At 41.5% G+C, this 25,554-nt stretch carries 21 protein-coding genes; 16 read left to right on the plus strand and 5 right to left on the minus strand.

The window, feature by feature from the left end:
* Window positions 1-61: 61 nt before the first annotated feature.
* From AWH66_RS02250 to AWH66_RS02300, 11 genes are all read left to right on the plus strand, one after another.
* Window positions 62-1,306: a DEAD/DEAH box helicase gene (locus tag AWH66_RS02250; RefSeq protein ID WP_063605075.1), complete on the plus strand. Its 1,245-nt coding sequence runs from the start codon at window positions 62-64 to the stop codon at window positions 1,304-1,306.
* A 659-nt stretch (window positions 1,307-1,965) separates the two neighbouring features.
* Window positions 1,966-4,461 carry a hypothetical protein gene (locus AWH66_RS02255; RefSeq protein WP_063605076.1) on the plus strand — a complete coding sequence of 832 codons (2,496 nt, stop codon included), beginning with the start codon at window positions 1,966-1,968 and terminating at the stop codon, window positions 4,459-4,461.
* Window positions 4,462-5,502: 1,041 nt separating this feature from the next.
* Window positions 5,503-5,859, plus strand: coding sequence for an antibiotic biosynthesis monooxygenase family protein (locus AWH66_RS02260; protein WP_063605077.1), 357 nt, complete (start codon window positions 5,503-5,505; stop codon window positions 5,857-5,859).
* Between the two features lie 16 nt (window positions 5,860-5,875).
* The gene (locus AWH66_RS02265) at window positions 5,876-6,556 is read left to right on the plus strand and encodes a hypothetical protein (RefSeq protein ID WP_063605078.1); all 681 of its coding nucleotides are present in this window, start codon (window positions 5,876-5,878) and stop codon (window positions 6,554-6,556) included.
* Window positions 6,557-6,608: 52 nt separating this feature from the next.
* Window positions 6,609-7,451: a winged helix-turn-helix domain-containing protein gene (locus tag AWH66_RS02270; RefSeq protein WP_240495586.1), complete on the plus strand. Its 843-nt coding sequence runs from the start codon at window positions 6,609-6,611 to the stop codon at window positions 7,449-7,451.
* The gene (locus AWH66_RS02275) at window positions 7,441-7,878 is read left to right on the plus strand and encodes a hypothetical protein (protein WP_063605080.1); all 438 of its coding nucleotides are present in this window, start codon (window positions 7,441-7,443) and stop codon (window positions 7,876-7,878) included. The genes AWH66_RS02270 and AWH66_RS02275 overlap by 11 nt, the downstream gene beginning before the upstream one ends.
* A 198-nt stretch (window positions 7,879-8,076) precedes the next feature.
* Window positions 8,077-9,213: an efflux RND transporter periplasmic adaptor subunit gene (locus tag AWH66_RS02280; protein WP_063605081.1), complete on the plus strand. Its 1,137-nt coding sequence runs from the start codon at window positions 8,077-8,079 to the stop codon at window positions 9,211-9,213.
* Entirely contained in the window at window positions 9,206-10,477 is a 1,272-nt protein-coding gene (locus AWH66_RS02285) for a TolC family protein (protein ID WP_063605082.1), read from the plus strand. The genes AWH66_RS02280 and AWH66_RS02285 overlap by 8 nt, the downstream gene beginning before the upstream one ends.
* Window positions 10,474-11,688 (plus strand): ABC transporter permease, encoded by a 1,215-nt coding sequence (locus tag AWH66_RS02290; RefSeq protein WP_063605083.1) that lies wholly within the window; start codon window positions 10,474-10,476, stop codon window positions 11,686-11,688. Before AWH66_RS02285 ends, AWH66_RS02290 begins: the two co-directional genes overlap by 4 nt.
* A gap of 2 nt (window positions 11,689-11,690) precedes the next feature.
* The gene (locus tag AWH66_RS02295; protein WP_063605084.1) at window positions 11,691-12,974 is read left to right on the plus strand and encodes an ABC transporter permease; all 1,284 of its coding nucleotides are present in this window, start codon (window positions 11,691-11,693) and stop codon (window positions 12,972-12,974) included.
* Between the two features lie 19 nt (window positions 12,975-12,993).
* A complete protein-coding gene (locus tag AWH66_RS02300) occupies window positions 12,994-13,686 on the plus strand; it encodes an ABC transporter ATP-binding protein (RefSeq protein WP_063605167.1) in 693 nt (230 codons plus the stop codon).
* A gap of 111 nt (window positions 13,687-13,797) precedes the next feature.
* Here the strand turns inward: AWH66_RS02300 and bla are convergent, their stop codons facing one another.
* Together bla and AWH66_RS02310 are read right to left on the minus strand one after the other, a co-directional pair.
* Window positions 13,798-14,649 (minus strand): class A beta-lactamase, encoded by an 852-nt coding sequence (gene bla / locus AWH66_RS02305; RefSeq protein WP_063605085.1) that lies wholly within the window; start codon window positions 14,647-14,649, stop codon window positions 13,798-13,800.
* A gap of 64 nt (window positions 14,650-14,713) precedes the next feature.
* Window positions 14,714-15,613 carry a LysR family transcriptional regulator gene (locus tag AWH66_RS02310; protein WP_063605086.1) on the minus strand — a complete coding sequence of 300 codons (900 nt, stop codon included), beginning with the start codon at window positions 15,611-15,613 and terminating at the stop codon, window positions 14,714-14,716.
* 110 nt (window positions 15,614-15,723) lie between these two features.
* Between AWH66_RS02310 and accD the strand changes: the two genes are divergently transcribed.
* The 5 genes from accD to AWH66_RS02335 all read left to right on the plus strand — a co-directional run bounded on the left by accD (window position 15,724) and on the right by AWH66_RS02335 (window position 20,485).
* The gene (accD, locus tag AWH66_RS02315; protein WP_063605087.1) at window positions 15,724-16,593 is read left to right on the plus strand and encodes an acetyl-CoA carboxylase, carboxyltransferase subunit beta; all 870 of its coding nucleotides are present in this window, start codon (window positions 15,724-15,726) and stop codon (window positions 16,591-16,593) included.
* 78 nt (window positions 16,594-16,671) lie between these two features.
* Window positions 16,672-17,991 (plus strand): ferredoxin reductase family protein, encoded by a 1,320-nt coding sequence (locus tag AWH66_RS02320; RefSeq protein WP_063605088.1) that lies wholly within the window; start codon window positions 16,672-16,674, stop codon window positions 17,989-17,991.
* 163 nt (window positions 17,992-18,154) lie between these two features.
* On the plus strand, window positions 18,155-18,631 hold the full coding sequence (locus AWH66_RS02325) for a hypothetical protein (RefSeq protein ID WP_240495587.1): 477 nt from the start codon (window positions 18,155-18,157) through the stop codon (window positions 18,629-18,631).
* Window positions 18,632-18,947: 316 nt separating this feature from the next.
* Window positions 18,948-19,451, plus strand: coding sequence for a thiol peroxidase (gene tpx, locus AWH66_RS02330; protein ID WP_063605090.1), 504 nt, complete (start codon window positions 18,948-18,950; stop codon window positions 19,449-19,451).
* Between the two features lie 206 nt (window positions 19,452-19,657).
* Window positions 19,658-20,485, plus strand: a complete 828-nt coding sequence (locus AWH66_RS02335; protein ID WP_063605091.1) for a CPBP family intramembrane glutamic endopeptidase — start codon at window positions 19,658-19,660, stop codon at window positions 20,483-20,485.
* Window positions 20,486-20,548: 63 nt separating this feature from the next.
* Here the strand turns inward: AWH66_RS02335 and AWH66_RS02340 are convergent, their stop codons facing one another.
* The 3 genes from AWH66_RS02340 to AWH66_RS02350 all read right to left on the minus strand — a co-directional run bounded on the left by AWH66_RS02340 (window position 20,549) and on the right by AWH66_RS02350 (window position 25,540).
* Window positions 20,549-20,887, minus strand: a complete 339-nt coding sequence (locus AWH66_RS02340) for a HopJ type III effector protein (RefSeq protein WP_063605092.1) — start codon at window positions 20,885-20,887, stop codon at window positions 20,549-20,551.
* 517 nt (window positions 20,888-21,404) lie between these two features.
* A complete protein-coding gene (locus tag AWH66_RS02345) occupies window positions 21,405-23,888 on the minus strand; it encodes a phospholipase D-like domain-containing protein (RefSeq protein ID WP_063605093.1) in 2,484 nt (827 codons plus the stop codon).
* Window positions 23,885-25,540, minus strand: a complete 1,656-nt coding sequence (locus AWH66_RS02350) for a hypothetical protein (RefSeq protein WP_042766511.1) — start codon at window positions 25,538-25,540, stop codon at window positions 23,885-23,887. Before AWH66_RS02350 ends, AWH66_RS02345 begins: the two co-directional genes overlap by 4 nt.
* Window positions 25,541-25,554 lie beyond the last annotated feature (14 nt).

Genomic DNA, 25,554 nt, shown 5'->3' on the forward strand with positions numbered 1-25,554 from the left:
CGTCAACGTCGTAAATAGACTAAGATACACGGCCTTTATCTAGCCCTGAGCCCAGACAGTAATGACTGACAAAACATCTCCGACAACATTCGCCGATCTTGGTCTGATTCCAACCTTAGTTGAGCGACTAGAGGAGTTGGAATACAGCCAACCGACTCCAATCCAATCTCACACCATACCTTACCTACTTGAAGGGCGTGACCTTGTTGGTGGTGCGAATACGGGGTCTGGTAAAACAGCGGCGTTTTCGCTGCCGATTCTGCAAAAAATCTATCAGCAGGACAAACCTAACAGTCGTCGTGGCAACACTGTTTCTCACCTAATTCTAGTTCCAACTCGCGAACTAGCATCGCAGGTGGCGTATAACGTCAAATCGTACTCATATCATCTGCGAAATGAGATCAAAACGGTTGCGGTATTCGGTGGTGTTTCGGTGAACCCTCAGATGTTGGCGCTTCGTGGTGGCAGCGATATTGTTGTGGCTACGCCGGGACGACTACTTGATCTGGTATCGAGCAATGCTATCAAGCTAGACCAAGTACAAACTCTGGTGTTAGATGAAGCGGACCGCATGTTGAGCTTGGGTTTTACAGAAGAGCTCAACAATATCCTCGCTTTGTTACCAGAGAAAAAACAGACGTTATTATTTTCGGCAACTTTCCCTGAGAAAGTGACAACTCTGGCGCAGCATTTACTGAATGAACCTGTTGAAGTACAACTGCAAAGCGCTGAAGCCAGCACACTTGTACAGCGTGTTTTTAGCGTTAATAAAGGTCAAAAGACGGCAGTACTCGCGCACTTAATCAAACAGCATCAATGGCGACAAGCGTTAATCTTTGTTAATGCCAAAAATAGCTGTAACCATTTAGCACAAAAGCTATCAAAACGCGGGATCACTGCAGAGGTTTTCCATGGTGATAAAGGGCAGGGTGCCCGTACACGTGTGCTAGAAGGGTTTAAATCTGGCGACATTCAAGTTCTGATCGCAACCGACATCGCAGCTCGTGGCCTTGACATTGAAAAGCTACCGGTGGTGATCAACTTTGACCTGCCACGCAGTCCCGCCGATTATATGCACCGTATCGGGCGCAGTGGCCGCGCAGGAGAGGTTGGTCTTGGTTTATCTCTTATCGATTACGACGACTACCATCATTTTAAAGTGATAGAAAAGAAAAATAAGTTCTGTCTTGAACGCGAACAAGTTGCGGGATTTGAAGTGGATGATGACCAGAGTGAAGCTTATTTCGCACCCATGAAACCACGAGCAAAACCGGCTGGTATGGGTAAGAAAAAACGCAATCAGTAAAGTAAGTTGCTCAATGTTCTGATTAAGATTGAGTGGATATCATGGTGGTTTTTGTTCGACCACAATGATATCCACATTTCTTTGAGTATCTTTATTTAGGCTCAATGACCTACAATTCATAACCTATGACTAGCTTTGTTGCTTAAAATCGATGGAACTAAAGCACGAAGTTACGATCTGATCGGCTACGCCCATTAATCGTTGTAGCCTCATGACTAACCTTCATTACAAAAGCACTAACTGGAAACAGTACAATAAAGCCCTACAATCTAATTTAATCTGGAAATCAGTACGTTTGTATATCAGCAGTATTTTCATTAGAAACCATTTTTCCGATCTAGGCATTATAAGTGTAAGCTATTCCCATGTATCTATTAATTAATATTAATTCGCGTATATTGTATTTTTTTTCTGTTTAGCTGCGGTTATCTTTACGTCTTCTAACGTCGCGAGAGAATTAGTAGTGAAAACCATAGTTTGCCAGTCATATGAGTCTTTTATGGACATGTGTAACAACAACCTAGTAAAAGGGAAAAATATCCATTGTACGTTTAGTACATATGACCCTAATATTACCGATTTAGTTATGGAGTATGAATTCAAGAAAAAAGGTGGAATGGAAATAACACGGTCTAAAATGCTAAAGGAAAGGTTAAACCATGAATCTGAATAAATATAATCTATTTAACCTTTTTAAATTTGGTTCTTTATCTATAATTCTTGTTTTTTTTTGGGGCTGTAGGAGTGATGGAGATTATATTAGTGATGGTATGGATTATGATGCTAATAAAGGTACGGTTTATTTTGTTGACGCAGAAGTCGATGAAGTAATTAGAATTGAAGACGGATACTCACTGAAACTTAATAGTGGAGATGAGGGAATAGTTGATGTAATTAATGAAAATATGCTTGTAGCAAAGAAGCCAGGGTCAATTCTATTAGAGAATATAGAAGGTTCGGTGATAGAGCTAGGAATTTCTACAGAGAAAACGGTTGATTTTTTCTTTAGTAGGAAATCTCTTGTTCAAGAGTTTTTCTATAAAGGCTATTTATATGACTTGTCAGTTAGTTCAGTGGTTTTTTCTGATATTGAGGGAGTTGTGGATATAAAAATAACTGAATTGAATAATGCATATATTGAGGTGGTCAATTCAGATACTTCAAAGTCAAAAAATCGCCCTTTAGGGCATCAAACTTCAGTATCATTTCCCAAAGCTGGAACTTATAGCATGATCATTAAATTTAATGATAGGGAGTTTCTGAAAGTTATAGATGTAGCTAAAAACAAAGAATATACAGGCGCTCTTAAAATAAAAAACAACGCCGATATGGTCGAAGGAAATATATGGATTCCTTCGGTCACTAATATTGATGAAGGAAATTCATTGTCCCTGGTCGATGAAGAGGTTTTGACTTATTCCATTAACGGAGAAAATTACAATTATTTTAGTTACTTAGATCGTATTGAGTCACTTGCTCCTGCGACCTACACTATTTCAGTATCTAGTGGCGAATTGCAGTCCAATAGTTCTTTGCTTACGGTTAATCCGTTCAGTGAATGGTTGGATATCAATTTTCGAAATATCTCTTTGCCCGATAAAATTTATTCTGAATTAACGAATGTGGTTGACCTGTATCCTTATAAAGGAAAGGGTAAGCTTTCAGCATCAATAGAAGGTGTTGAGATTTTTGATAATAAAATTAGGGTTTTAGATAAAAATATAAATGATTTTGAACTGACTCTGGAAATCGGACGTCATATTAAAAGTAAACATATTATTGTAGAGCATGGGGAATTTATATTTAAGCGTTTACGTACAAGTGAAAATGTCGATGTTGAAAAAAACAAATCAGTTTATGGAGATAAGTTCATATTTTCTGATGTTAAGAACAGAAATGGTTATTGGTATTGGTTAGAATTTATTAACCTAGGTGATGGAACGTCGCACAGAATATACCCTTTTGAATTGCCCAGAATGGAGGTTTGTGGTTTTAGGTTTGGGGAAATAGACCAAATATCAATTAGCTCTAGGGGTATTTATGTAAATAACAATGTTAATGGCAATGTTGATAATGTTATGGACTTTGTGTGTAGTTCTTCTGTTAATTCTCAGGTGATACGAGTATCTGATAGTAGGCAATTAAAACCCGAACACAAATTTGGTTTTTTTCAATCGCAAGGTCAAGATGTCAAGTTTTCTTTAACCTTGTTGGGAAATTACATTCTTGAATCGTTACCGTTGCTTTCTACGAACGACTTTAATGCGGAAAGTATTCCAATATTTGATTTTGATGATACTTTAGTATCAACAGATTCAGCGTCAAAGGTTCGTGTAGATAAGTTCGGTTCGTTAATTTTTGATTCTGATGTACAGGACGGGACACAAATAAAAATCATAAGTAACGCTTATCCTGAATTGAATAAAAACATATTTATATCCGTCGAGTCTATCAATGCTAATAATATAGAAGTTATCAACGGAGATATATCTTCTAATGTAATTATATCTGATGAATATATTGTTGACGGAGTGCGACGTATTAAATCGAATAATGTAGATCAGGTTCGCGATTTTGAAGTGGGTCTGTTAGTGTTAGATGATACAACTGGGAAGGTTCATGATATTTCAGAGCGTATTTATGTTGAATCAACGTCACAAAGCTTAGGTTTTGATATTTATGGTAAAAGACTCATCATTGACACTAACTTATCACCTATGATGTATCCGGTTAATATATATGGACCTTCAGATGAATTTATTACAAATTTCGATATTAAAGTATTGGACTCGCCTATTAACCTGACTACACGTTTTAATCTAAAAGCGAAAACAGGAAAATTTGGTACAGGCAAGAATATTTCGCTCGAGTTAACTGAACTGTCTGGTAAGAAAATTCGATTCCCTTTAGGTGTGATGAACAATGTTGATAGTTGGAGGTTTGGTCTTGAAGCTTCTGCACAATTATTCGCAAGCTCAGGAGGAAGAGTACTTATTGCAGATAGCGACGTGTTAGACGAGATTGGTCCTATAGGTAGCAGTTATCGAAATAATTTACTGATAGAAGAAAATCTATCAAACCGTCTATTAGATGTCTGTAACGTATTTGAAGATGGTGTGATGTCTACAATTATTCAATGTAATATTATCCCTTAGTAGGCAAATTTCTCCCTTTAGAAGAGGGATATATAGACTAGGTTAAATCAATGTTTAGGTGCCACATCTAGGTAATTGTTAGACGTGGCATTTTCTATTTTTCGAGCTACTATTTTAAACCAACTCATATTTAGTGTATTTAAGCGGTTAGTGGCTAAAGATTTTCTGGGCAATAGTGTAGGGGTTTTATAGCTTCACCTTAGTGACCAGTCTTACCTTCAGAAACGAAATCATTTTCGCACTTAACGATGATATTTTCTCTGGCTCTGTAGAAAAGTTATGGTGATATACAAACGTACTTATTTCCAGATGCTTTTAGGTTTCCAGTTCAACGTATAGTTCATTTCCCTTTCTATTCTACGTCGACTTTGTTCGACAATATTGTATAGGTATTTTACTTGAAGAACTTTAATGAGGCTGCGAATCAGGTCGTTACGTCAAAACTCAACATTTATAAGATGTAGTGCGAACCCGTTGGAATGGTTGAGGTTAATTGGCACTTTTCGGGTAATCCATGTCACCAGATGGGTGTTCCATCTTGTATATCACGTTATAAATGAATCACATTCAGTACTTATCAAAAGCACAGTTGTAAAACTTCCGTCTGCCTTTGACTTTAATGTAGGTCTCTCTCCGCGTACGAAGAGGCGACAGGCTTCTTTCGTTTGTGAATTCGGAGCTATAGCAATGACTCATATCAATGACGCATCAATAGTTGTTCGAGTGATCAGTTTGAGTGCTACGCTCCGTGACGACCTTTCGATTTCATTGTAGCTGAGTTCATAAGAAATGTAGTAATAGCGAACAACCTAGAAGATGGATGTCGAAAGGAAAGTGGCTACCGGAAAAGTTGATAGCTACAATGCAAAAGGTAATTAGTGTAGAGGAGACTTTTACTCAGATCTCCTTTTGGCAACAAAACTATTTTATTTAACGTTGACGAATAGTTGAGCGATTAATTAATATTAAATAGCTCGTTTTAGTCTTGTTGATGGCTCCTACTCTGTTTAGTGTATGCAACTCTAATCAAAGGAGAACCACATGAACAGTTTTATTAAAAAAGCGATCACGCTCAGCTTGTTTACCGTTAGTCCCTTTTTATCTGCACAACCTGTTGTACTAATTAACACTTTTGCCGTTGACGCTGCTAGTGAAATAGAAGCGTTAGCGTATTGGGAAAGTGCCAGAGACATTCTTGTACAGCAACCAGGATACATCAATACCACACTGCACAAAGCATTGAGTAAAGACGCAACCTACATGTATGTGAATGTTGCAAATTGGGAAAGCAAGCAACATTTCATCACCGCCATATCCGCAATGAGAGAACAGCTACCGGAGAATCATCTTGGTGATGTTGTCGCTGATCCCAATCTTTACGAAGTAATTCGAAACTAATAGAGAGTTCGTCTAAATGAATCATCTAACACGAATCATTTTAGCTATTTTTAGCTTTTTATTTTCTATAAATTGTTACGCGGTAGCATACGGAGTCTCGGTAGCTTGGAAAACACAAGACGCACAAGCCGTATTTGACGTCATGCCTAATCAGAAGAAAGCCTTTGCAAATCTTATTGATGTTGGATTAATACACGATATGTTTGTTTCGGAGAGTTTTATCGGTGGCAAAGCATTCCCTATAATTAAGTTTGTTATGGAAGCCGATAGTGAAGAGGAAGTAAGGAGAGTTATTGGAAACCTTCCTTTTCAATATAAAGAACTAGCCGAAATAACAGAAGTTAGAGATATTGGTAGTAAGTGGCTAGATACGGATGTTGCATTTAAAAATTATGCCATTGAACTGTCTTGGAAAGAGCCGGAAGACCAACTTTTTGCGGATAAAATAATCAGTGCTGATTTGCAAAAAGTGGTCGATTGGAGTTCCAAAGGTGTAATCACATCAGCTTATTTAAAGAACCAAGCTATTGCTAAACCAACCGCTAACCAAAAAGCGATGATTAGACCAATTTATTCTATCGCTGTTTTAGCAAAAGATGAACAGCATGCTCTTGATATAGCCAATGAACTTAATGCAGTTAAATTAGGTTTTGCAGGTGTTAATGTCAGTGAGTTAGGATTTAAATTGCAGTTGTAGTTTTAAAGTTTTAAAGTAATATAAATTCACGTGTTATTCTAAGGTGAGTTTATTGACAAAGTTTACTCACCTTATGAACTATCATGAAAGACACGATTTAGTTATTGATCTTGATAACCGAAAGTTGACGAAAAAATCTAGCGATAAGGTTGTTACGTTATCGCTATCAGAGTGCTTAATTTTAAAGCACTTGATGAATAATGGGTCACAAACGTTAGGACGTGATTATCTGCTAACTCATTGTTGGCCGGGGAGGGTAGTAACAAACAGCTCCCTTAATGTCGCAATTAAAAACATTCGTAACGCCCTATTAGAAGTAGATTCCTGCTGTAAGGTCATTACTGTTCAAAAAGAAGGGTATTGCTTAGTTGTCCCTGAACAAGGCGATGTTCAAGTAGTAGGTTTCGATGCAAGCATCGATGAAAATCGCTCAACAGTAAAATCAGACCAACCCAAATTAGATGCAGTGAATTCCTATATCGAAGCATCCGATACCTCGCCCTCGAAACATAATTCACGGGTCAAGCTGTTGACGTTCAACCATCAGTTTGCGCCACTTGGCGCTGGCGCTGGGGTTGCTGTAAGCATATTGTTGATAGCACTGTTTTTTCGTCTTGGATTCTTTATGGAGAGAACCGCGATAAACGGTATTGATGTATACCATGACAATACGGCTCTTGATTCACAGGTGATGGCGGATTTCTCTTCACTTGCTAAGCCCGGAGTCGAGGCTATCTATGTTCATCGTATCGGCATCGAGTGTTTCGATATACAAGTCGTGTTGCTGGACTCGAATGGTTGGCAAGAGGTTAGCCGTTCGGATTTTCAATCAAAACTGTGTTCAAAGGAACAAAAAGCGTTAGAAGCAACGGAGGCGACGCCAGATGAAGTATGAGTTTTGGCTACCGATCATGGTGACGGTGTTTACCATTTTGGCGTTTGGGATCGTTTCTGGCGTGATGACTAAAGGAGCCCATCAATTTGCAGTTACCTATGAAAACATCGGTTCAGATGTTCTAACCCTTGAGCTAAAGAATGGCCGCTCCAAAATGCGCTATGTTGGCTACGATGCTGATGGGCACGTTGTGCAAACTAAGCAGTTGTTTGGTGTATTTTTGCGATGGGGTAATCATTATTTTTTCTATCAAATAGAACAAGATCAAGCCCATGGACAGCAGACTTTCAATGTTAAGAATCTGTTTATTCAACAGCGAGGGAACAACAAGAGTATCTTGGTCTCTGATCAGCGTGGTGTCTATGTCACAAAGAGTGGAAAGATCCTATCGCTGAAAGGCATTCTCTACGGGAGAACTCTACGTTGACCGTAGTATGACTCTTTTACTAGTTTAATTACCAACATCGCCGCAGATTGAATGATTGAAATCACAAGAGTCACGCTATAACCGATGACATAAACCATACCAAGCATGACAAATTTCATGCACTAAAGTCGCTATTATCCTAGAACTTTATATTCATGAGCTGGTCACAAGTTCGTGTAGCAATAATTGGTGTGAATAATGGCGAAAACTTGGATTGTGTCGGCTGTGTGTGTGGCGCTACTCGGCGGTGGTGCGTATTTCTATCTACAATCTTCGGATCAGCCGTTAGCTTTTCCTACTCTGACGGTGGAAACGGGAACCATTGAGAAACAGGCGGTGGCCGTAGGTAATATCGTGCCTGCTCACTCAGTGTCCATCAAATCTCAGATTGATGGCATTGTAGGTGAGATTTATGTCAGCGTCGGTGAGAAAGTCAAACAAGGTCAACCGCTCATTAAGGTTCGCCCTAATCCAACACCTCAAGCGTTAACAGATGCTTCAACCGATTTGATGCGCAGTGAAGCCGAGCTTGAATCAGCAAAGCAAAAGCTTGCAAACCTAAAAAGTTTAGTTGAACAGGACATCATTCCTAAGAACTACGATGAGTACGTAAGCGCTCGTTCGACAGTTAAATCAGCACAAGCCAATGTTCTACAAAAGCGTCAAAACCTTGAGCTTATCCGCAGCGGTGAAGCCTCCATCGGCAATGCTCGTTTGACATCAACCATATACGCGCCAATTGATGGCACTGTTCTTAATCGCAAAGTAGAGGTTGGTGAACCAATTATCTCCACTCAATCCAGCCAAGAAGCCACCGCAATGATGTCGTTAGCGGATATGAAGAGCTTAATTTTCAAAGGTAGTGTCAGCGAACATGATGCGGCTCAACTGTCTGCCGGGATGCCTGTCGTATTGACGGTCGCACCGTACCCTGATGTGGAAATTACCGGAGTACTGACTAAGGTTGCTATTCAGTCTGAAAACTTAAATTCACCAGCAAGTAACTCATCGGCAAAGAGCTTCGACAATGGATTTGGCGTTGAAGTGGGTGAGCTATCTATCCCCAAAGAGGTTGTGCTGCGTTCAGGCTTCTCTTCGACAGCCAAAATTACCCTGAAAAAGTCAGAAAATGTCTTAACACTGCCAGAGCGAGCACTGCAATTTAATGGTGAGACACCAAATGTACTGATACCCGATACTTCTGAGCAGGGCTTCCATACACAACCGGTGAAACTCGGTCTGTCGGATGGCATCAATGTAGAGGTGCTAGATGGGGTCGAATTGAATGAAGAGATTATCGATAACAGCATGATGGCAGGAGTCACTCATGGCTAAGTTATCGTTGTCGAAATTAGGGTGTGCGGTATTAATTACCACCTTGAGTTTACCAAGCTATGCGATTTCTATAGAGCAAGCATGGCAACAGGCAAAACAAAACGACCCGAATTATGAAAAAGCTAAGATTGGAGTGCAACTGGGTGAAGTGGGGATTGATGCAAGGCGCAGTTCCTTACTACCCGGCTTAAGTGCGAATGCTTCGGCGAATTGGAGCGAATCGACAGACAATTCGAATAGCTACGGAGCAACACTGTCTCAAACCATTTGGGATAGCAGTTTATGGTCAGATTTAGATCTGGCGAATGCGAATTACATCAAAGCACAATTAGAGCTTTCTCGCTCACACAACGAGTTGGCGCAAAGACTGTTGTCTTCATATTTGGACGTAGCAAGTGCGCAGGGAGACCTTCAACTGGCTAAGTCTAAGCTAGAGGAAGGTAACAAGCTGCTGAAGATTATCGAGAAGCGCTACCGCGCCGGTAAAGTAAAATCTGTGGACGTAGAAGAGATTCGCGCGACTCAAGTATCTGAACAAGCTGTTATTTTGAGTGCGCAGGCTGACTTAGAAGTGAAAAGAGCAACGCTTGCCGAACTTATCAACCAAACACCGAAAAGTGTTGATCAAATTCGTACCGAGTCACTTGAAGAGCCTCCCATGTTGGTGAACTCACAACAACAATGGTTAAAGCTTGCGAAAGACAGTAGTCCAGAGCTGCTGGTGGCGGCGCAAAATGTTAAAGCGAGCGAATTTGCGAGAGATTCAGCTAAAGGTGGTTATTACCCAACACTAAAGGGAGATGTGGGATACAACGGTGGTGACCAACGCAAAGATGGAGAGTTTAGTGCCGGTATTACCCTGAGTGTCCCTATTGACCTTAATGGCTCGACGCGTGCCAAAGTAGATGAAGCATCACTTAATATTCTCAGCGCCAAGCAGGACTTTCGCAAAGTAGAAAACGATATCCATAAACGAGTGGTGCAGCAATTTACTCAAGTGGAGATCAATTGGAATCAAGTGCTGATGGCAGACAAACTGGTGCTATCTCGAGAGAAAGTTCTGCGCAGTAAAGAGAAACTATACGATGCTGGATTGCTGGAAGTGTCGGAAGTGATAAACGCCCACAACAGTTTGTTTGAAGCCAAAAACAGTCTACAAAACAATTTGTACAATTATTGGCGACAGCGTATCGGCTTATTACAAACAGCAGGAAAGCTGGATGACGACACTATTGTATTGATATCTCGAGCTCTTAATTCATGACCAATCTGATGCAGCAAACATGGCAAACCTTGTTGGCGCACCGCATGAAAAGTGCACTCGCGATTATTGCCATTGCTTGGGGCGTAATATCCGTGGTGGTGTTGATTGCACTTGGAGAGGGCTTTTATCGTCACCAAACTCAACAGCTCTCTTTCTTGATGAATAATGTGCAGGTGGCATTTCCCTCGAGCACCAGCAAGGCGTGGCAAGGCTTACCTTCCAGACGCCAAATCACTATTTCCCAAGAGCAAGTTGAAAGAATCAAAAATACCGGCTTTGTCGACGCTGTGTCGAGTGTTTACGCCAAGTGGGATGCCAGCGTTACCAATGAAAAAGGGCAGAACCTATCAAGCAGTGTAAACGGTATTGATTCGAGTTATTTCACTCTGATGCAAAGTAAGTTCGAGCCTACCTCACGCCATATTTCGCCAAGTGATATTGCCAATCACACTCGTGTAGCTGTTTTGGGTAACCAAATTGCCAAAATGGGAAGTCTCTCAATTGGTAATACCGTCAAAGTGAACGGCATTCCTTTTCTGGTGATTGGCGTGCTCAAAGATGAAGATTCCGGCAGCTTTTTCAGTGATAGTCGCACTGTGTACATTCCTCAAACTACTTATCGTGATTTATGGAACGTTAAACCTTGGATGCTGTTGATGAAACCTATTGAGGGCATGGATGCGTATTCGTTTAGAAAAAGCGTTGCTGACTTTTACTCGAAACTGCTTCATTTTGATCCCACAGATAGAGACGCTATTGATATGCCTGACTTTAGCGAGGGTGCTTCCATGATTAAGGGGATCTTTAGAGGGATCCAGATATTCTTGGGCGCAAGTGGCGCTATGACCATGGCAGTTGGTGCGCTTGGTGTTGCTAATATTATGTTCCTGTCTGTTACCGAAAGAACCAGAGAAATTGGTGTGCGCTTAGCAGTGGGAGCAACGCAAAAATTGATTCTGAATCAGTTTATCCTTGAAGGGCTTATTCTTGTTACCGTTGGAACAGTGTTAGGGTTGGCGTTCGCCTTTGCAACTGTGATGCTACTTAACTCCATCGCTCTTCCCGAGTGGTTAGGCACACCAGTGATAACCGGAGGCTCCATTGCTTGGTCGCTACTGGTTACTCTGATTTTAGCGTTGATGGCCTCTTACTTCCCCGCGAGGCGAGGTTCACGCCTTACTCCGGTTATTGCCTTAAATGCGAGGGCGTAGCGATGTTGTTACCAATTAGACAAATCTTTCAGGAAATGTCAGCAGAAAAGCTACGTCTGGGCTTAACCATATTGGCAGTGGCGTGGGCAACGCTTTGTATTGCAGCCATGCTTGCCGTCGGTGAGGGTATCCGGCAGGGGGTTCTAAAAACGGCGCAAAATGGCAATGGCAACTTGATCTACTTAACTGGAGGTATCGCCAGTATCGACCATGGGGCTTTCCACCAAGGTAAGTTTCTCAAGCTTAAAAAAGAGGATGTCCAAGTTATCAAGGCGTTACCTGAAGTAGCCAGTGTCGCTCCTACTGCTAAATGGGATGAAAGCATCACGGTTGGCGATCGAGGTTCATGGCAACAGCCGATAGCCGTTCCGACAGATTTTGCCTCGATGACAAACCTAACCCCGTTACCGGGAGGACGATGGTTGAACCCACTTGACCAAAAGCAGATGCGTAAAGTGATTGTGCTTGGCTATTCACTAGCTGCAGATCTGTTTAATCCAACTGACGACTATAACTGGTTTACGACTGTGACTTTACAAGCGGATCCTGTTGGTAAAAAGGTGAAAATTGGCAGTGAGGAATTTACGGTGGTTGGGGTTTTAGCTAAGAATAGCGGACGAGTTGAGCAAGGCGATGGTATTAACTATTCGAGCTTTGTACCGCTGGATACTTGGCAACGGTTTCACACCAATGGAGATATTGGCGGCATAAATGTCGAACCTAAAGCCAATGTAGACCGTAAAAGGTTGGCGCAAATCATTCGCCAAGTCATCGCTCGTAAACACGGAGCAAGCGTCCATGACGAGCAAGTAGTTCAAGTGGAGGACATGTTCCTACGGCAAAAAAGTATGCAGCAGTTTCTTATTGGCTTGCAAAGCTTCCTTGGCATTATTGGTTTTGTCACTCTTGCGGTGGCGGGTGTTGGGATTGCCAATGTTATGTATGCGACGGTAAAGCGTTCGACTCGAGACATTGGCGTTCGTATGGCCGTGGGAGCAACTCCTACGGCTATCCGTGTTCATTATTTAGTTCAATCTCTTATGACTATGATGCTGGGTGGTGCGTTAGGGTTAGGTGTCACTTACGCTCTGATTTCTGCAATTAGCACTATCAGCCTTGAGGGTAATGCGTTCTATGAACAGCTTGGAAAGCCTGTTCCTGAATTGTCTTGGATTGTGGTCGCGATTGTTATCGTTACCCTAATGATTATCGGTGTCGCATCAGCTTGGTTACCCGCCAATAGAGCGGCAAAAGTCAGCCCGTTGGAGGCATTACAAAGTGAGTAACAATAACGCGAAACAAAGTTTGGCATACACGCCGCTTGTTGAGCTGACCAACATTTGCAAATACTACGCTAGTGGTGAAATGGAAGTACGTGCATTAGGTGGTGTTGACCTAACCATTAACCAAGGTGAATTCCTGTCGATTCTTGGTCCTTCGGGTTCTGGAAAATCTACCCTAATGAACATGCTTGGCTGCCTAGATAAACCTAGCGATGGGGACTTTTTATTAGCAGGCCAGAATGTCGCGAGTCTAACCGCTAACGCTCTAGCTGCAATTCGAAACCAGAAGATTGGTTTTGTGTTCCAAAGCTTCAATTTACTTGAATATGCTACCGCACTCGACAATGTAGCGTTACCTCTGGTGTACGGCGGAATTAAAGCCAAAGAGCGTCGCCAACGTGCGGCAAGACTGCTAGAACAGGTGGGTCTAGGTGATCGCCTTGACCACAAACCGAACCAATTATCCGGTGGTCAAAAACAGCGAGTTGCTATTGCTAGAGCCTTGGTAAATGACCCTCAAATTATCCTAGCTGATGAACCCACAGGCGCATTGGACTCGAAGTCAGGCGCTGAGATTGAAGCATTGTTTAATCAACTTCATGAGGAAGGCAGAACACTCATTATCGTTACTCACGACAATGCATTAGCAGAGCGTACTAAACGTATTATTACTATTAAAGATGGTAAGGTTATTTCAGATAGAGCGCCGACTTAGAGCTTCTGCGTAAGATCTCTTCAATAAGTTAACATGCCGACCACTATCTTAGTGGAGGAATCTATATAGTGGCGGCACACATTCTATTAAGTTAGCGCTGTGCTTAGTTCGTTACTTGATAGCATACGTCTGGAAAATCAACCCACCAATTTCGTTGATGATCTGGTTACGTTCAGACATCGATAGATCGGTTTGGGTTAGATAAATGCTGATGATCAATGGATTGCGATTGTCAGCCCAAAGAACACCAGTAAAACCACGTGAACCATTAGCTCCTGCACCAGAGCGGTCTGCGATAGACCATCCTTGCGGTAGAATCGATCGTAGCAATGAATCTGAAACCGTGTTCCCCTGCATCCAAGCCATTAACTGATTTTTCGAATCTTGATTCAGGGCCCCTTTAAATAGAAGACGATGCAGCGTGGTATTCATCGCATTTGGTGTGGTTGTATCCCGTATATCGCCTGATACTGCCTGATTTAACTCTGGTTCAATGCGGTCTAATCGAGTCACGTCATCTTGGTTCAAACGCAGAAACTCAGTGAGTGCTTGAGGTCCGCCGATGGAATGCAGAACGATGTTAGCAGCGGTGTTGTCGCTCGTTTCCATCGTCGCTTCACAAGCTTTGTTGATGGTAATGGAACTGCCCACCATTTTCTCTGTGACCGGTGACCAAGGAATAAGTTTGTCAGACGTTATGGGAGCCAAAGTGTTCTTGTCTAGCTCTCCGGAGTCAGCGTCATGCAACATCTTTGCACATGCCAGAGTTTTAAACGTGCTCATCATAGGAAACCGTTCATTGCCTCGATAGTGCCATTGCTGTTGATTGCTGGAATCGAAAACGGAGACACCGATGCGTCCTGAGATTCGTTGCTCAATTGATGCTATAGACTCATCGAGCGTTGAGGCAGATGAAAAGAAAGATATAAGTATGAGGCTCAAGAGCAAAACAGGTTTTTTCATGGTTTGAGTCTTTTATAGGAAAGCGAATTTACGGAACGGAGTATTACTAGAGAAACGGTATTATTCAACCGTCAAAATGCGCATAGTGCTTAATATGTTCAATGAACAACGGTATCTTGTTGGCTACATGCTTTCTTGACGCGTAAAATGCATATAGCACCAAGTCATCAGGTTGATGCTCCATTTCTATCACTTTCAAAGCACCAGAACTCAGTTCATTTTGGCATGTGTCTCTGGGGAGAATTGCCAGCCCTATACCAGAGAGCGCGCCTGTTTTAGCGAGATGTCCGCTATTGACCTTAAAAGAAGACTTAACTTTTTGGGTAATTCGTTCACCGCTGTCCTTTTTGAAAAGCCACGGTTCGCCATTGATGGCGGTCAGACTGCTAATGCAAGGAATGTGTTGTAAGTCAGTGGTCTTAAAGGGTATTGGGTAACGATCAAGAAGTTCCGGAGCACCGACTACAATACTAGGCCAGCGCTTAATTTCCCTCGCTACCAAATTGGTATCGTCAAGATTCCCTCGATGGAATTTTAAAATCACATCGAATCCGTCGAATAAGTCCTCCTTGGGGCTGACGCTGGTATCACAACTAAGCGATATTGAGGGGTGTTTTTCGCAGAAACTTACCACGGCACTAGCCAACACAGGGGAATCGGGCATCAGTATTCTCAACTGTCCAACGGCCTCTTGAGAATGATACGTAACCTCTTCAAGTGCATCATTAAGCTTATTTAGCAGTGGCTGTGTGAGTAGATATAGCTGCTCCCCTGCACTTGTTGGCGCAATTTTCCTAGTCGTTCTATCGAAGAGCCGGGTATCAAGTCGCTCTTCAAGCAAGCTGATATGGCGACTGAGATTGGAGGTTGGCAATTGGAGAAACTCTGCGGCACGTTTAAAGCTCATGTTTTCATACACACAATGAAAGCTCTTTAGCCATTGTTGGTCAATTCTCTCAAGCATGACTTATTGTCCCAAAATGTTGAATTAAGTAACTCAATATCGATACTTTATTGCTAATTATGAGTTTATACAATGATGAAATCAGTTAAATTACGAAGGTATAAACGCGCATGAATTGGCTTGAAAAGCTATTACATAGAAAAAAACTGGTTAGTAATCGCAAAGCAAACATACCAGAAGGTTTGTGGAGAAAGTGCCCTCAATGCGGCCACATTCTTTACAAAAAAGTGTTAGAAGTGAGTTTGGAGGTATGCCCAAAATGTAGTCACCATATGCGAATAACAGCACGTCGGCGCCTCGCTAGTTTCTTAGATATCGAGGAACAGGTTGAAATTGCAAGTCACTATCAGCCAGAGGATATCTTGGGTTTTAAAGATAAAAAGCATTACACCGACCGCATAGCTTCAGCACAAAAAGAAACTGGGGAGAAAGATGCTCTCGTTGCAATAAAGGGACAGCTTATGGGGTTACCTGTTATCGCCTGCGCGTTCGAGTTTTCGTTTATGGCTGGTTCTATGGGGTCGGTAGTAGGCGCTCGGTTTGTTCACGCTGTTAACGTCGCGCGAGATAGCAATTGTGGCCTAGTGTGTTTTTCAGCTTGTGGTGGTGCACGAATGCAAGAATCTTTAATGGCATTGATGCAAATGGCCAAAACCAGTGCCGCTTTGAATCAACTCTCAATGGCTGGATTACCTTATATTTCAGTTCTCACTGACCAAACATTTGGCTGTGTATCTGCCAGCATCGCAATGCTAGGTGATATTAATATTGGCGAACCCCAAGCAAGGATTGGCTTCGCTGGACGTAGAGTCATCGAGCAAACCGTACGTGAAGAACTGCCAGAAGACTTTCAACAAAGCGAGTTTCTTTTGGAACATGGGGCCTTAGATATGATTGTAGATAGGCGCGATATGAGAAATCGAATCGCTGAGCTCTTATCTAAGATGACCAATACTCGGCTGGTGGAAGAGAGTGAATGAGTATTTACATTGATTTACTCTCCTTGACGTAGGGTTACATTGGAAGGAGTAGAGTTAAAGCTCAACAGGAGCGTTATTATGAACAAACTCTATTCAATGGTGCTCGCCCTCGTCCTGGCTATCATTTTTATTTGGCTTCAAGCGGAGCCTTCACTGATTGCCAGCGAAACCTTTATGCAGTGGCGAAGCGCCTTAATCCAAATCACGGGTATCGTTTCAGTACTTCTATTAACTCTAGCAATGTTGCTCGCCTTGAGATTGCCACTAATAGAAAATCTTACCCGAGGTTTAGATAAGTCTTATCGCCTGCATAAATGGGTAGCAATCTATGCTGTTATTATAGGCGCTGTTCACTGGCTACTTGCCATCGTACCAAAGCAAATGGTGAGTGCAGGTTATCTTGAGCGTCCTCAGCGTGGCGCTTCTTCCATCGACCCTGACTCTTTTTATGCTTTAATTCGTCCTTTGCGTGGCAGTGCCGAAACAATGGGCGAGTGGACGTTGTACCTATTTGTCGGCTTAACGTTAATGGCGTTATTTGCTCCTGTTCGCTATAAGGTTTTTAGATGGACTCATAAACTGATGGCGATCGCCTTTATCGTTATCGGTTATCACTCGCTGATTCTTCTCAAGCACTCATACTGGGATAACTTTATCACACCGATCACTGTAGTCGTTGTTCTGGCGGGAGTTGTGGCGGCCATTTTGAGTGTTAGCGGGAGGATTGGTAGAAAAAACAAACATGCTGGCGCTATCAGTGAAGTGGTTTATAGCAAAGAGAACCACACGACACGACTTTCAGTCCATCTGCCAAGTTGGAGAGGTCATTTGGCTGGTCAGTTTGCGTTTATTAAGATTGGCAATGAAGAGCCTCACCCGTTCACAATCTCTTCCGTAGATAGTAAACAGCACAGTGTAAGCTTTTTAATTAAGGCTCTTGGCGACTTTACTGGCAGCATCCATAAACAAGTTCAAATAGGTCAACAGGTCGAAGTTGAAGGTCCGTATGGCAAGTTCGATTTTGACGATAGTAATAAGCAAGTATGGATTGCAGGAGGGATTGGTTGTGCGGCGTTTAAAGCCCGTTTAGATGAGCTCGCTCAACGACTAAATAAAGGTGGAGTTGTTTTCTATTACTGCACTGAGAGCCCATCGCCTTCTCTGATAATAGAGATGGAAAGTGCAGCCAGAAAAGCAAATGTTGAGTTTCATGTAATTGATAATCGGCTGAACCCTTTTTTGTCTATTGAGCAGATACGCCAAAAACATCCTGATATTGTGCAGCGAAGCATTTGGTTCTGCGGTCCTGCTGGATTTAGGAAGGCGTTGCTTGGTCAGCTAAAAGCAATCAAATTCAACACAAAAAACTTTCACTCAGAGCTGTTCAACTTTCGCTGATCTCGTTTAATTTGGATTCTCTTATTGAGTTCAGAGGCGCTGTTTGGTGCCTCTAATTAAAAGCGAACTATTGGTTGCTAATTGAATCGATATAAAAAGGCTGCAATATTGAACGAAGAAATTGACGAAAAATCAGCTAATAATCACTAGGTCGCTTGAGTCAGTGAATAGGATAAGACATATGGAAGTTAAAGATTGGGACACTCCATTTAGTGAAGGGACGATATATATCGTTGATTTATCATGGAATGGAAGGCATTTTTCAGTGACGTATCCGGATGGTAGTGGTTACGAGCTTGAAGGAAGTGAGCGGCATAAAGATTACGCATTGATAGTAAGCGTCTTGCATGAAGAAACTGAGAGTTTATACGATGTCATGTTTGAGTCGGTAAGTGGATTTCGCCTACTAGATGAAGGTGGTTTACTCGAACTTTGGGCGGTAGGGGAGAGATTCCCAAACTGTGCTCTTATTAAGGGACATCTATGGAGTAAAGAAAGTCCAATAACGTTCATTTCTGGTTATGAAGATGAATGGTCTCACTTAATTGCAACCTCCGATGAGTGTGTAGAAATTGTTTCTCATAAGCATCCAGACATCAAACTCGTAGGGAAATCTAGTAAACGGATAGCTACCAGTTAACAAATAGGTCGAAGGGAAACGTAGCTCCTCTGAGAATGGTAAATAAGCTTAATAAAAGAGAATACATAAGTTGCGAATGTTAGGTATTCCAAAACGAGTTCTGTCCATTTTTGTATCAGCAACTTCAGTACAGGCTTACATGAAATATGTTAGGCGAGAACTAGTATGTTGGTTAATAAATGCAGCTTTGCACATATCAAGAGCATCATGTCTGTATAGAAGTGTCAGGTCTGATCTGAGAAATTGATCTTGAACAAGTTATGCTAATGAGATGTTATATCTATGTATTCACATAACAGAGAGTAAAGGTATAAATATGGCACAAGTAACTTTCCAAGGTAACCCTGTAAGTATTGCAGGTTCGATTCCTGTAGCTGGTGATTCTGCACCTGAGTTTTCACTTGCTGCATCTGATCTATCGGACCTAACGTTATCAAGCCTTTCAGGTAAAAATGTGATTCTTAATATCTTCCCAAGTATTGACACGCCTGTGTGTGCAAACAGTGTAAGACGTTTCAATGAAGAAGCTGCCCAGCTAGAAGATACACAAGTGCTCTGTATCTCAGCTGATTTACCTTTTGCCGCTGGTCGATTCTGTGAAACTGAAGGTATTGAGAATGTTCAGCACGCATCGACCTTCCGTAGCGCAGATTTTGCAGAAACCTATGGAGTGGCAATTCCAGAAGGTGCTTTACGAGGTTTGACAGCTCGTGCAATCGTGTGTGTGAATAAAGAAGGTGTAGTGATTCACAGTGAGTTGGTTTCAGAGGTCACCAATGAACCAAATTACGATGCTGCAATTGCCGCGGTAAAGCAATAGAACTAAAACAAGCAGTACGAGCTGAGAAGCGTATTTGCAGTTTATTGCTACTCCATCTTTAGCTGTACTGAATATGTTAATTAAAGCGCCTTGGTTTGCAGGGCGCTTTACTGTTTAGGCAATCTAAACATTACTAATGTGTCGAACCTAACTGCACGTTGTCTTAAAGAAGTACTTCGGTGTTGCAATTTTTCTAAAGGCTTTCGATGATTTTAGATACCTCGATGTGGATTTGGCTACCACTCTCTTTGGCCATTATATTTGCTTTTATTGATAAAACTAGACTTAGTATCGCTCTTGTTATTATCAGTTTGATTGGCGGCTTGATAGAGAACAGGCTTAACATAATCGGCTTTATTACACTGCTTGCTGGCCTTGCGATCGCTTATAAAACTCCGAGCCTAGAACGTAAATGGCAATTAGGAAGTTACCTATTTATTCTGCTCTGGTGCGTGATTCTTTTCTTGCATTTAGTGCCAGGCTTCGGCAATGCCAAAGTGCTTGATTCTGTTATCGCAGGCCCTCAAAGCATCCCGTTTACTATGTACTTAAACCTTGACAAGCCGTTCATCTTTTTCGGTTTGTTGTTGGCTTATCCGGCTATTTTAGGAAGTAAGGCTACGTTTAATTACAAAGCTGTTTTATTTACCGCAATCCCGTTATTTGGCTTGTTACCCATTGCATGGCAACTAGGTGCGTTGCAGCCAGAGTTCACAATCCCTTATTGGTGGTGGTTATTTTCGTTAAATAACTTACTGCTTACCTGTACAGCAGAAGAAGCCTTCTTTCGTGGTTTTGTACAGCAATCACTAAGTAAACGATTTGGTTGGATTGTGGGCGTAGCTGCGGCGAGTTTGTTATTTGGTATAGCGCACTTTAATGGTGGTTTACTACTGGTCTCTTTTGCAACGTTAGCTGGTGTGGGCTATGGCTTGATTTATCATTACAGTTCACGACTTTGGGTTACAGTGTTATTCCACTTCTTATTTAATTTGGCTCACCTATTATTCTTCACTTATCCAATTATGAAATAAAAGTGGCGGAAATTGTTGGTCTGCAGTATCTATATTGCAGACCAAATCCATCACCACTTAACCTTACTTCGCTGTTAACGCCACACCATCAAAGCGAATGCCAGCCCAGCCATGCTGGATAAAATTGCGAATATTGGCATGGTCGCTGCCATCTGGATTCTTTAACACGTCATCACGATAGAACTGGCCGAAGCAAGCCAGTGTTGATGGCTCGTCTAACCCTTGTATCTGCGCAAAAGCAAAAATCTTACAAGAACCATTGTTTTGTCCTGCCTGATTTTCTGTTTCTCCGTTTACAAAGCTGACTGGGCTGAAGTCAAAATGTTCGTCGATCACCTGCATCGTCTGCTCAAACATGACGTCATTAGGTTTGGTCGCCAGAAGCTTTAGAAACTTATCCATTTTATGTTGTCCTTCATACTTAATTTGAGTCGCTACTATAACATTCGGTCAACAGAATGTGACAATATCAAAATAGAAAAGTGCCGCTTTACGGGACGTTGCGGCAAGCCCATTGCCATTTGGTGGTTTGGTGTTGGAGCTCTTAGAATTGGCCCATTAGTCCTTAAAATAAAAAAGCGAACCGATTAAGGTTCGCTTTTGAGTATCACTTGTGGCATAGTGATCACAGATAACTAAGATGGAAACTTGCCAGCCATCTAAATCAACGATCTGGAATACTCTTTAAAAATAACCAAGTTGGAAACTCCACCGCTTAATGGCAAATGAAGCCCGTAGGTTTGGTTAACTAAGTTGGAAACTCTCTCTTTAATAGAATTCTCTCGTTTAGAGTGATTGTTCAGTTCGTAAAACCCGAACCGTACTTTGCGAACCGCGTTTTACGAACTGAACGTTTACGAATGATTATTTAGCGAGTAATAGTTTTATTAGGTTTGGTTATAACTCTATGATTTTCTTGTTAAAATGCAATATCTAATGATTTTCGGCTAAATATTAAGCTTGAACCTACAGTGGCAAGTTGTACTGATGGGCTGTTATTTCTTTTCTTGTCAACGAAACAGAATCCGTTAAAGCCACCGCATTTCGATTTAACTAATTGATATCCAGGATAAAGGGGCCTGTCTTCATAAAGTAAGAGCTCAGTTTCAGATATCGATCTGTATAACCACTCTAGAGCATTTGGAGAATCCTCTTCAAGTAAGCTTTCCGCAGTTTTAAAAGCCTTTTCATCACCATCTAACCTTTGCATCAGGAATAACATTTGAGCGTTTGCTCGGTGAATGATTTCACATTCTTTTACGCTTTTTGATAGCCGTGGAGCATCGCTATAGCTTATGCCCAACTTAAAAAGCAACCACGAGACGTATGCTAACAACTGGGTGTATTCGTTGCTGTTGTAGATATTTTCACTGTCATTGAGGATCTGAATTGGAGATTCTTTTTCATTAAAGAAACGGACAAAAGAGATTTCTCTAAGTTTTTTAAGGTGCTTCTCATCAACTATTGGTTTTGCTTTGGTGGCATTGTCTAGAGTCGGCTGTACTTTGATTTCATGTGAACCGACAATAAATTCGTGACGGCTAAGGTTATGAATCACAACGAAGGCCATTAGTAGAAAACTCAATTTATTGGCTTCATTATCCGAGTTCGAAACATATACTTTTTCAAGCTTATTAAGTATTTTCGTGAGCTTTTTATGTACATATTCCACTTGCTCAGGAGAAATACTTGGGCTTTCAGCGGTATCTTCATCATCAGTTCCCACAAGTTCTTCCTCATTGCGTCCTAAATGATCTTCTCTATATAGAGAATTGCTGCCTGTCTGGATAGAAGGTATGGTGTGAAGAAACATATCTAAGATTAGGTTTAATCCATCCGACGATATGGTACGCCTTCCTGACTTGGTGCTGGCGTCGTTTTCTTGAACAATACTAACAATGAGCGAATCTCTCTCATCCGTATCATCATGAGTTTGTGGTATATATTTTTCAGATGCACCAACAGGACGGCGTAATTGAGGTGTTAGCTTCTCAATGCAGTTAAATAGAAGATCAAATTGAGGGTAATCAGTGCTTAATGATGAAACAGCCTGTCTTAACTGGCGTTCTTCAGAAGACTCGCATAGTTTTTCTAGCGAGGGGACGTTATGTGTGACGACAGTAGCGATTAACTCTTCATTACGGAGTAGATAGATCAGTCTCCCGCAGTCTAACAACTGCTCAGATATAATAATGACCTGATTTTCCAGAGTATGTTCAATTTGGTAATAATCGCCAAACTCATCCTTGTAAAACGGCTGACAACCTCTTTGGCTATCCATAAGCTCGATTTCTAGAGACTGTTTAAGTTGTAGTTCAACAAACACCAACTCTATATGTGTAGTGTCTGTAGAGCCTTCGCTAAGCTCTTTACTATTTACTTCCAGTACTTCTTCTGACGCTTCCATATGCAAAAAGTTAGTCGAGACTATTGCCTCTTTTGCATCTCCATTTCGGAGGAGAAGCATTGCCTCAGCGTTAGTATTACTGCCAGTTTTAAGCCATGCATTGCTACTGAAATTAGCACTACCAGATATGAAGAATGTTTCTTGATTGGCGAGAAATACTAAAGCTTTTGCATGAGCGTATGTCGTGAACTTTGACATACCATCAGGTTGGATAGATTTTATATCCACAAATTTTACGGTGCCGCTATGAAGTATTGTGGTACTCAGGCAAACGCTTTTAGGCTGTATTGCAATAATGGGTTTAGCTACAGATAACTCAGAAAGAGAAGAAACGAATTGTCCCGAGTTGTCAAAGAACGCTGAAACGCCGTATGTTTTGTCAACTGTTTTTGGTAGGTGTGTTTGGAGACTTCTCCAAAGACATTCTTTATTGGAATAGGACGAAAATAGGAAGCTATTGCTACTAGGTAGCTTCGGCTTCTTTTTAATCCATGGAGCTAAAGCCTTGGCTTTACCCAACATCTCTCTAACTATCTGAGGCGAGCTTTGCCCATAATCATTGAGCCATACCTCAAACGCATGAAAAGCATCTTTAAAAATAGAAAGATCTTCTTCGTTAGATTTCTCATCGAACCTAATTACATTTGTAACTTCTAAGTTGCTGCCGAAACCAGATAGAGTCATGTTGTGGCTTCCAACTACAAGCAAGCCTTTCTTTTTACCAAGGAGCATATACACTTTGGGGTGAAATGCTTGGTTACATTTCATAGGTGCAATGCCGTATGCGTAGCCAGCAAACTTAGGTGGAAAATTCTGGATAGCCGCTTTTAACATGCGATTATCAACGAACAGTAAATGATTTGTCACACCAGCAATTTGCATTTTTCGAAGAAGGTACTCTTCATAAAATGCAAAGTTAATAGAGTAGCTTGTCATTAGGCATGAATCATAACCACCTTTCTTCAGCTCTTCTATGAGTGAAATAGGGCTGCTCATGAGCTCACCTTCAGAATGTCATAGCCCGCAGGTTCTACTAGAAAAGAGTTCTCTGTTATACGAACCATGCCAAGATCTGCCATAATTTGAATAACTTGCTTAAACCTTGGTGACGTAAAAACTGCTGGGGGTGGCTTTATTATTTCGATACCAAATTCACTGGGTAGGAAACGGAAGGTCATCTGTTGTTGGTTTCTTAGCTTTCTCATAGCAACAAGAAAGTGGTTCTCAAGTAAGCCATGGTGAGTTAATTGTATCAACGCTGACAGAGTAGATTGTTTATTCAATTGGGTATTTAAAGTTTCACAGATAGCTAGCAGATTGAGTGGGTATCTATCTAAAAAGCTCTTCTGGAGCTCTACACTGTTATACCCCGACTTATTCTGAGTGCGGGAAACCAGTGCTGCCAAGATCATTAAGCAATTTTTAGTTATGGATTCTAAATCGTTACTGCCATTCTTTGTAAGTTTCTCCACTCTGTGGGCAAGAGTCACTTCATGGTTGTTTTCATCCCATCGCTCATAGTTAGGTAACTGAACAGAAAGTTGAGACAAGGTTTGATCGAATTGTTGGTGATGATAATTTGATGTTACCTTGCTACCAGGCCCTTCTTGCCAGTACCACAAAGCTATTGACCGAGTGTCTTTGAAGTTTGGTCTGCGAGATTCAGTTGCTTTTAGAACACAGTAAAATATTCCCTGCATGGCAATAGAGGCTATCTCATTTCTAGCGTAATCTTGCCAGCTAGATTCAATGTTCCAAAGGTGCTCGTATTTACCTGAGTATTGAAGAGCATTTGTATAAGCAAGTTTTCGGAAGACCGCCACATCAAAACTTTGAGATGTGTCTGTTTTAGTAATATGCTCGGTGAGAGCAAGGATGTAAGCCATTGATTCAACGCGGTTGAGAGCTTGAAAGTCAGTTTCGTACTCTGTTTGATAAAGTGACGCGAAACCTTTGGTGAATAGGCTAATTAAAAGAGTTCGTTCTTCACTGTCGCATGATAGATTACATGGGCAGAATGACTTTAAATGAGTCAGAGTTTCGTAGGTAAACTCATCATTTTCAATAGTTTCCAAAAAAAGTGATGAGTTGACGTTTTGGTCAAATGCTTTGGCTAGTTTTAGTCCTACTTCTTCAATGAGCTTCCCGTTTTTAGGAGACTCGCCCGCTAGTATTTTTAGGTTGCAAAGTGTGCCAAAGTAATACTGTCCTAGGCCGCCAAAGGAGTTCTTAAAGTATCGAGAGGAATCAGGATTAGTATGGCTAAATTGCGATAGCTTGAATTTTTTCCCTGAGGTGATCTCTTCGAAGTGTTTCTGAAATGTATCCTTGCCTACAAGAGCTCCAGAGTGATTAACTGTACTGTTATCACTTGTTTCATGTGCCATAGCAGCAAGTGTGAATAGACAGTCTGCTCTTCGGAACATTTTTAAAAAAGTGTCACTATCTAACCACTTTTTCCTTTCGAAGGCATAAAACACCCATGCGTAGAACGAATAGTACCGAGCTCTATCGGTAACATTAGTTATCCCAGGAAGAAGTTTACCGTAGACTTCGATGCATGGAGCTTGCACTCCTAAATGGTCGAGGCCAGTAATCTGATTAATCGGCTTAACCCAGCCAGTATCTGAGGTAGCTTTCAAGCTCATTGTCCTACTCGTTA

Origin of the sequence: Vibrio barjaei (genome assembly GCF_001639065.2) — a bacterium.
Lineage (GTDB): Bacteria > Pseudomonadota > Gammaproteobacteria > Enterobacterales > Vibrionaceae > Vibrio > Vibrio barjaei.

Bases quoted from the DNA above. Each gene is read 5' to 3' on its own strand.
- AWH66_RS02275 (WP_063605080.1), top strand. From the start codon at position 7,441: ATGAAGTATGAGTTTTGGCTACCGATCATGGTGACGGTGTTTACCATT.
- AWH66_RS02335 (WP_063605091.1), top strand. From the start codon at position 19,658: ATGATTTTAGATACCTCGATGTGGATTTGGCTACCACTCTCTTTGGCC.
- AWH66_RS02345 (WP_063605093.1), bottom strand. From the start codon at position 23,888: ATGAGCAGCCCTATTTCACTCATAGAAGAGCTGAAGAAAGGTGGTTAT.
- accD (WP_063605087.1), top strand. From the start codon at position 15,724: ATGAATTGGCTTGAAAAGCTATTACATAGAAAAAAACTGGTTAGTAAT.
- AWH66_RS02310 (WP_063605086.1), bottom strand. From the start codon at position 15,613: ATGCTTGAGAGAATTGACCAACAATGGCTAAAGAGCTTTCATTGTGTG.
- tpx (WP_063605090.1), top strand. From the start codon at position 18,948: ATGGCACAAGTAACTTTCCAAGGTAACCCTGTAAGTATTGCAGGTTCG.
- AWH66_RS02260 (WP_063605077.1), top strand. From the start codon at position 5,503: ATGAACAGTTTTATTAAAAAAGCGATCACGCTCAGCTTGTTTACCGTT.
- AWH66_RS02295 (WP_063605084.1), top strand. From the start codon at position 11,691: ATGTTGTTACCAATTAGACAAATCTTTCAGGAAATGTCAGCAGAAAAG.
- AWH66_RS02255 (WP_063605076.1), top strand. From the start codon at position 1,966: ATGAATCTGAATAAATATAATCTATTTAACCTTTTTAAATTTGGTTCT.
- AWH66_RS02265 (WP_063605078.1), top strand. From the start codon at position 5,876: ATGAATCATCTAACACGAATCATTTTAGCTATTTTTAGCTTTTTATTT.
- AWH66_RS02350 (WP_042766511.1), bottom strand. From the start codon at position 25,540: ATGAGCTTGAAAGCTACCTCAGATACTGGCTGGGTTAAGCCGATTAAT.
- bla (WP_063605085.1), bottom strand. From the start codon at position 14,649: ATGAAAAAACCTGTTTTGCTCTTGAGCCTCATACTTATATCTTTCTTT.
- AWH66_RS02290 (WP_063605083.1), top strand. From the start codon at position 10,474: ATGACCAATCTGATGCAGCAAACATGGCAAACCTTGTTGGCGCACCGC.
- AWH66_RS02340 (WP_063605092.1), bottom strand. From the start codon at position 20,887: ATGGATAAGTTTCTAAAGCTTCTGGCGACCAAACCTAATGACGTCATG.
- AWH66_RS02285 (WP_063605082.1), top strand. From the start codon at position 9,206: ATGGCTAAGTTATCGTTGTCGAAATTAGGGTGTGCGGTATTAATTACC.
- AWH66_RS02320 (WP_063605088.1), top strand. From the start codon at position 16,672: ATGAACAAACTCTATTCAATGGTGCTCGCCCTCGTCCTGGCTATCATT.
- AWH66_RS02280 (WP_063605081.1), top strand. From the start codon at position 8,077: ATGGCGAAAACTTGGATTGTGTCGGCTGTGTGTGTGGCGCTACTCGGC.
- AWH66_RS02250 (WP_063605075.1), top strand. From the start codon at position 62: ATGACTGACAAAACATCTCCGACAACATTCGCCGATCTTGGTCTGATT.